A 7,242-nucleotide genomic window follows, 5' to 3' on the forward strand; every position below is an offset into this window, starting at 1 on the left:
GGAAAAACTGAAAGGAAAGAGGTTTAAAAAGATTTGAAGTTGTGAGGGGAAAAATGAGAGGGTTATCCCAGCCATAACCATTGAGTTCCGCTAATTATCCAGTCTTCGAAGACGTATGTTGCGTCGTAGAGATAGGCGTTGCCGAGATAGCGGTAGTATACTGGGAGACCTGAGCTGGTTGGCATGTAGAATGCTATTAGTAGGGATATGTCTGCTCTATATGGATAGTTGTAGTTGGTGAAATTCACTGTGAATGTTAGTGTTGTTCCAGCAGGAATTATGCCGTAGTAGTAGCTTGGAGTCACGCTAGCACTCCAACTGCTATACACAAGTAGTGGGAAGGATGGATAATCTACAAACGCCCAATACATCGTTGCTTCATATGGTATCTTTATCATGTAGCTAACTGCTCCTCTAGGTCCTAGCACGCTATTGGGAAGACCTGATATAGTTAGAGGGGTGACTGATACTACAAACCTCTCCAGATTTGTAGCTCCATCGAAGAGCCCGGTTCTAACCACGAGAGTGTATACACCTGTGTTCGGCTTTGCAGTTGGATATTCAAAGTATCTATATCTAGTGCTTGGGAAGGTTATTGCTGAGAGATTCTTTCCAGCATTTCCTCCTGTAGCCATCCATAGGAATCTACCACTTCCAATATACTCGTGATAGGATACAGATTCTCCGTAAAAGCCGCCGGCAAACTGTCCATCAGGTCCGAGTGCGTAGGTTATCAAGCTTGTGTTGCTGTATGTCCAGGATACTTTAAACTCGAAAGTAGCTATGCTTGGAGAGTTCACATTCACATAGAAATACCTCCAGTCTCCTGCTTCATATCTCCATAGCCAGTCATTATCTCCTCTTATATGTGATGGGCTTAGCATTAGACTTGTATCAATTGTCGGGTTCAGGTATAGAGTTCCGCTTAAGGGCATGTCTACGTATACTGTATAGCTCATGGGAATCATGTACGTTCTAGCAGTTCCATCGGCGAATGTCGCTCTAACTCTTATAAATGATTGATAAGTTGTTGGAGGGAGGGAGGATGCGAATATGGTTCCAGTGATATTCACAGATCTTCCGGGGAGAAGTGTCATTGTTAATGCAGGGAGGGATACGGCTGGATCTTTTACAAGCATGTATTGAGATACTGTTAGAGTTGCCGGGAAGTTAACTAGAGAAGCGTTACTATAGTCTCTATATATGAATACTCTGAGAGCAAGCTTAGCATTCGGACCGAACTGAGCTATGAGCTGTCTCGGATTGCTTATCTCTATCGAATTATAGTTAGAAGTTGCATATCCTACGTTTATGAATGCCAGCTCTCCTCTATCAGGAACTCCATTACCGTTTGTATCGTTTATCCATACATAGGCGTATATTCTAACTTCGAAGTCTGGGTTGTAGTCGTTGTCGTTATCTAGAAGTCTGAAGGGAGCGTTAACCTCGGCTAGGAGGATACTTGTTGCGGTACTTATATTTTGAGGAGGTATGATTATCCATTGGCTTGAAATAGTCTGAGATGATGAGATGTTGAACCTTAACTGATATGTTGCAGGTGGGAGAATAGTCTTCATTGTATAAGCTCCATCTATGGTGAAGGTGGCGGAAACCGATGTGGGGTTTTGAATTGTGAATACAAAGCTCTTGCTCCTCCATGAGGGTACGTCGGGCACGTACACTCCATAGTAGTTCTGCGCTGAGAAGCTGGTTGGCAGTGATGGATTCTGAACCTGAAGGAATGAGCCATACCAATACATGAAATATGCTGGGATGTAATCTCTGAAGCTCCAGTACCACATGTTGCTCATCTTCAAAGCGCTTAGAGCGTACTCGCTCTGTGAGGTTATTATCAGCTCATTCGATAGTCCTAGGACGTATTGTATTGCGCGTGTCACGTTAACTCTTCCTGCTCCCTGGTCGTATGGCATGTATCCGAGGTTGTCTGCTGTATTCATTAGAATCTGCTTAAGGATAGATGGAGGGAGGGTATCTGCTGCAGATCCTATCTTCTGTCTTAAAGCTTCTAGGAGGAGTGCTGCAGATCCTGCTGTTAGTGGGGTTGCATAGCTGGTTCCTCCGAATATAGTGTAGTATATTGGTATTGGAGCTGCGGTCTGACCCCATGCTCCAACATTAACTATATCAGGCTTCAGATACCCTGCTGGAACAGGTCCTCTTGCTGACCACATTATTATGTTATCCTGGGTATACCCTCCATAACCATATAGATCCATATATACTTTCCAGAGAGTTGATGCTCCAACTGTTAGTGCTCCTACAGCAGATCCGGGAGAGGTGACGGTTCCGAAGCCTGGACCGCCGTTTCCAGCTGCTTGAACAACTAGGATACCTGGGTATGAGGGGTCTAGAAAGCCGGGAGTTGTTATCGCGTTTATGAACATGGATTCTAAGTCATAGCCGAAGCCTGATATGTCGTATATGAAACTGCTGATACCCCAGCTATTGCTTATTATATCAGCTCTCTTTGCTCCGGTATACACTAGATTTCCACTGCTATCAACATCGAAACCTGCTGCCCATAGCATGCCTATCTCTACATCTCCTAGCCATAGTGCTTTAACTCCGATTATTGATGCATCTCTTGCTATTCCATTGATCAAGCCGTCTCCAGCTGCTGCTGAAGCACATGATGTTCCATGTCCGTGGAAGTCGTAGAATAGACTAATGTAGCTGCCTCTTAGATCCCAGCCTGGGAAGAAAGCTCCGGGATATGAGAACTGCCACAATATGTCATAGAAGAATCCTCCTGCAACGCCAAGACTCATATCTAGCTGAGGAGAGTAGAGTATTCTGTTCCCATCATATGTTGCCACCATGTCTTCGCTATCTCCAAACACACCATCATCATTTGCGTCGACGACGAGTAGAGTATAGTTTCCTGGGGTGTCAGGATCGGAGAGTAGAATGCCTACACTTACAAGTCCGCTAACAGTAAATGCGAGAGTCATGCCAAATTTATAGACTCCGCTTGCTGATGGTATGTTTCCAACATAGTAGGAGGAGTGGGTTGGGTGCACGGTCTCGGGGTAGGAGATTAGAACGGTGAAATTATATGATCCTACATCAATGTATCCGGTACTATTTGGAGTGAATGACTGGAGTAGTATCACTTGGGATTCGTCGGCGTCGAGAACTAGAGGTTCTCTGATTATCTCTTGGGTTCCATGGATTGTTCTATATGTTCCTGTATAGTATAGTAGCTTGCTCTGAAGATCTGGATGAGCATAGTCAACACCGGTGTCAACGATAGCAATCCTCACACCTTTTCCAGTGATTCCATATGAAGATTCAACATAGCTTGCTCCTATGAGATTTCTCACATCATTTGTATTAGGCAGAATGGTTTTATTGAAATTAATGCTCAGCTCATCTGGTGGTTCTAGTGTTTTTGGTTGGAATGATGGTAGTGGTTTTACAGCTATTCGTGATATGTGCTGGAGCTCGATGCCTGATAACCTGTCTGCGAGGAGTTTTGAAGGTCCTATAAGTCTGAGCACATAGTATCCGTTCTCCAACTTCACCGGTCTGCCGAAGAGTATTGGCACAGTTACTCCATGGAATGAGAATGTTGTTAAGTTAAGCTGTGAAACTATTCTTGATAGCTGATCCTGTGATATGTCTGGCTGAAGCATTACTATTACATTAACAATCTCACCTCCCATCTGTTCTAGAGAAGATAATTGTTTTGCTACAGCTCCAGAATAGTACTGCAAACTACCCGAACTACTATTATACGCATAAACACCTACTGGAGCCGCCAGCAAAGCTGCTAGAAAGCTGGAGAGAAAAACCATTATCATCAGAAGAAGCGATAACATCTTAAAAACCTTAAATCCACCCATTAGCTACACCAAAATATATCTCACTCCAAGGTATTTAAGTATTAATCCTAAAAGAAAAACACAGTACAACACAAAGATAAAAAATATAAACATTTTCTACCCTAGAAACCTTTTCTTTCAGTCTTTTCTCACCGCTTCACTCAGCTAGCATACTTATCTCTATATATTTTAGCTCTAGCTATAAGATACATCTAAAGATAGCATAGAGAATACCAGCTCTACATCAGTTCACGTCTTCGATCCACATGTTTTAAAAATGTTTTGTGCCATGCTTTGGCTTTATAGAAATATATAGACTCAGCTTCTTACTCTTAGTTGGAGGTGTTTAATGACTTCAATAGCTGGAGGTTTTCTCGTAGGATTCGGACTCTGCTTACTCCTAGTAAGTTTTGGAGCCTCAATAGTCTTAGACCAGTATCACACTCAACTCATAGAGTGGAGAAGTAAAGTTGAAGAGACATATAACAACACACATTCTCGAGATTATCTAATTACAATGGAGGCTCTGGCTGCATTGTCGCCATACGCGACTCAAATAGCAGACACGTTATCACTGGTTGGACTAGAACCGCTCGCTAACTATACCAGGCAGATTCCAAGAGCTGCTACTCTCATGGAGCAGGCTTACAATTTAAGTGAGGCCGCATACTACACTATGCAAAACACTCTAAAAAACATTGGGATGGTATCAACATACTTGCAGTATGGTATGATCTCTGGCCTCCTCCTGATAGTAGTAGGCGTGATCCTTATAGTAAGAGCGAGAAAAAGATCGTCAAGAACCAAGGAGTAACAAACGATGCCGAGAACCTGAGACCTCCTCCTAACATTTCAGATCTTCAGAATATCCTCGAAAACCCTTGCCAACGATATAGTAGGCATTCACGCCTTCTGCTTCTTCAATAATTAAACGACCCATCATCAACATTATCAAGATCTCTGAAGAAGATATTTTTAATTTTCTTAAATAAATCAAATATGTTAGGGATTTGAATGAGGAGAAATCTGATTCTAACTTTGGTTCTGCTAACCTTAGCCTTAGGTCTAACGATGCCCTCAGCCTCACCTCAGCTTGGGCTACCTGCACAACTGCCACCTCCACCACCGCCTCCAACGCCACCACCGACTCCCACTCCAATTCCCACTCCTACGCCCACCCCAACCCCAACGCCACCTCCACCACCGCCTCCAACGCCACCACCGACTCCCACTCCAATTCCCACTCCTACGCCCACCCCAACCCCAACGCCACCTCCACCACCGCCTCCAACGCCACCACCGACTCCCACTCCAATTCCCACTCCTACGCCCACCCCAACCCCAACGCCACCTCCACCACCGCCTCCAACGCCACCATCACTTTCTGAGATATCTCTTGTAGGAGCTTCATTTGCTATTCCTGAGACGCTGAAGGATAATGTATCCTCGTATAGGAACTCGATTCCAGGTGATATTATTAGAATGCTGCCGATTGGTTTGCCTTCAGAGTTCTTCTTGCTTGCGACTAATGAAAGCCTCTACCTGGTTTTTGCTGAGCAGAGTGATAAGGGTTTGGCGAGGGTGGAGGGCTGGCTTTTGCCAGTGTCTATCAAGCTTGCGGGTTTAGATATAGCTGTTGTTGTTGCTAAGAATGTTAGCTTTGTGAAAGAAGGTTTGCCAACAACTCTTAACGAGATCTTGGCAAATCCAGAGGCTTATAGGTTCAAGCTTGTTAAGATCGAAGCTTATAGAAAGCAGATTTCAATACTCTATGATCCGGATGAACCGCCGTATATAGTGCTTCCGCTGACGATAGGATATCTCTCTGAGAAACTTGTTGAGCCAATGAAAATTGTTCGTGGAGTTTTGGAGAAGGTTAGAGATGTTACCTTTAATATCAGTGATGAAGTTATAAGAGATCTCTTGAGCTTTAGAGAGCCTCGAGTAATTTGGGTCTTTAACTTCGAGTATGAGTACTGGTATGATTCTAGGGTTGTGACTAATGGAATAGTGATCCCATCTAGCCATCCGATATTCGCATTGTTTGAGCGATCTATGCCGGTTCTAGGAAGGTTTCTCAATATTAGCGGTCCGGTGATGCTCTATGATGTTAAAACCGATCTACTTTATGATGAGAATGTGAGGTCTGTGGCGGAGTTGAAGGAGAAGAGTGAAGAATATCTCGGTAAGGTGGTTAAGTTGACTGCGAATTTATATGGTGGCTATATTAGTGTTCAAGAGGTTATAAAGCGTGGCGCTCCTTGTGATGAGAATAAGGCTTATATCCCAGATGTTGGATGCGTATATCTTGTGATCGATGTAAGACTTGATGGGTTTGTTGCATGGAATAATGTGAGTGTGCCTCCGAAATCTAATGAGCTTCTGCTTGTAGCTGGTGTCTCAAGTTTTCATCAGGATGTGCCGTTTATCAGGGTTTCTGGAGTTTTTGAGATAATTGGTAGGGTTGTTTCGACGAGGGAGTTGGGTGATTCTCTGCCTGAGGAGGTTGCTCTGATAATCTATAGTTCTAGGAAAGTAGGTGAGATAGATTTTGAGAAGCTTGCTACCCGGTTTAAGGAGGAGGTTGAGAAGTGGGTGGGAGAGCTTTTCTGGAATCTCCAGGATTTCTATATGTATCAGAAGCCGCCTGAGATACCGTTTAAGGTTCCGAGTAAGGTTTTCTGGCCGAAAGCTCCGATCTTTGTTACCACGCCTAGAGAACTTCCTGAGATAGTTGTTAATAGAAGCTTCATGGTTTGGATTGATATGGTTGATACTCCTATTAATCTGAGTATAGATAACTCTATTATTTCGAATATATCTATAATCTTGAGAGAAGTGGTGAGGAATGTCACAATATACTTCGAGAAGCTTTTTGATAAGCCTTCTAATATACCTAGTCCGCCGGGTTTTGTTTACGCTTATCATAGGATTGATGTGAATGCTCCTGAAAACTCTATCGAGAAGGCGAATATAACATTCTGGGTTTTAAAGGAGTGGCTAGCAACTCATGGAGTTGCTAAAGATGACATAGCTATGCTCAGATACCATAATGGTGAGTGGTTGAGACTTCCAACCAGGGTTGTAGGTGAGAATGCAACTCACTTCGAATTCACGGCTGAAACCTCCGGCTTCTCAATATTTGCAATAACAGCGATCAAGCCTACAATAACTACAACACCTACAACAACAACCACACCCCTCACAACCGAGACAACCACAGCAACACCAGTAAAAACCGAGACAATAACTGTAAGAGAAACCGCAGAACTACCACTAATAACCTGGAGCGCGATAGCAATCACGTTAGGAGTCCTAGCCTTGAGCATAGGCTTATACATGTATAAGAAGAGACGCGTACAATAACACCTTCCTTTCAGTCTTTTCTTATTGCTTC

General features: G+C 43.5%; 4 protein-coding genes. 2 read left to right on the forward strand and 2 right to left on the reverse strand.

The features are described 5' to 3' along the window. Positions 1-62 precede the first annotated feature (62 nt). Complete coding sequence (locus QXS89_05170) at positions 63-3,866, reverse strand: S8 family serine peptidase (GenBank protein MEM3831567.1); 3,804 nt, start codon at positions 3,864-3,866, stop codon at positions 63-65. A 328-nt stretch (positions 3,867-4,194) separates the two neighbouring features. Here QXS89_05170 and QXS89_05175 point away from each other — a divergent pair, with 328 nt between their 5' ends. Then, positions 4,195-4,659 carry a hypothetical protein gene (locus QXS89_05175; protein MEM3831568.1) on the forward strand — a complete coding sequence of 155 codons (465 nt, stop codon included), beginning with the start codon at positions 4,195-4,197 and terminating at the stop codon, positions 4,657-4,659. A 30-nt stretch (positions 4,660-4,689) separates the two neighbouring features. On the opposite strand, the gene QXS89_05180 is transcribed toward QXS89_05175, so the two are convergent. Beyond that, positions 4,690-4,968, reverse strand: coding sequence for a hypothetical protein (locus tag QXS89_05180; protein MEM3831569.1), 279 nt, complete (start codon positions 4,966-4,968; stop codon positions 4,690-4,692). On the opposite strand from QXS89_05180, the gene QXS89_05185 reads away from it, so the two are divergent. Continuing rightward, positions 4,917-7,211, forward strand: coding sequence for a PGF-pre-PGF domain-containing protein (locus QXS89_05185; GenBank protein MEM3831570.1), 2,295 nt, complete (start codon positions 4,917-4,919; stop codon positions 7,209-7,211). The genes QXS89_05180 and QXS89_05185 overlap by 52 nt on opposite strands. Positions 7,212-7,242 lie beyond the last annotated feature (31 nt).

Source organism: Sulfolobales archaeon (genome assembly GCA_038881635.1).
In the GTDB taxonomy this organism is placed as follows: domain Archaea; phylum Thermoproteota; class Thermoprotei_A; order Sulfolobales; family AG1; genus WYEN01.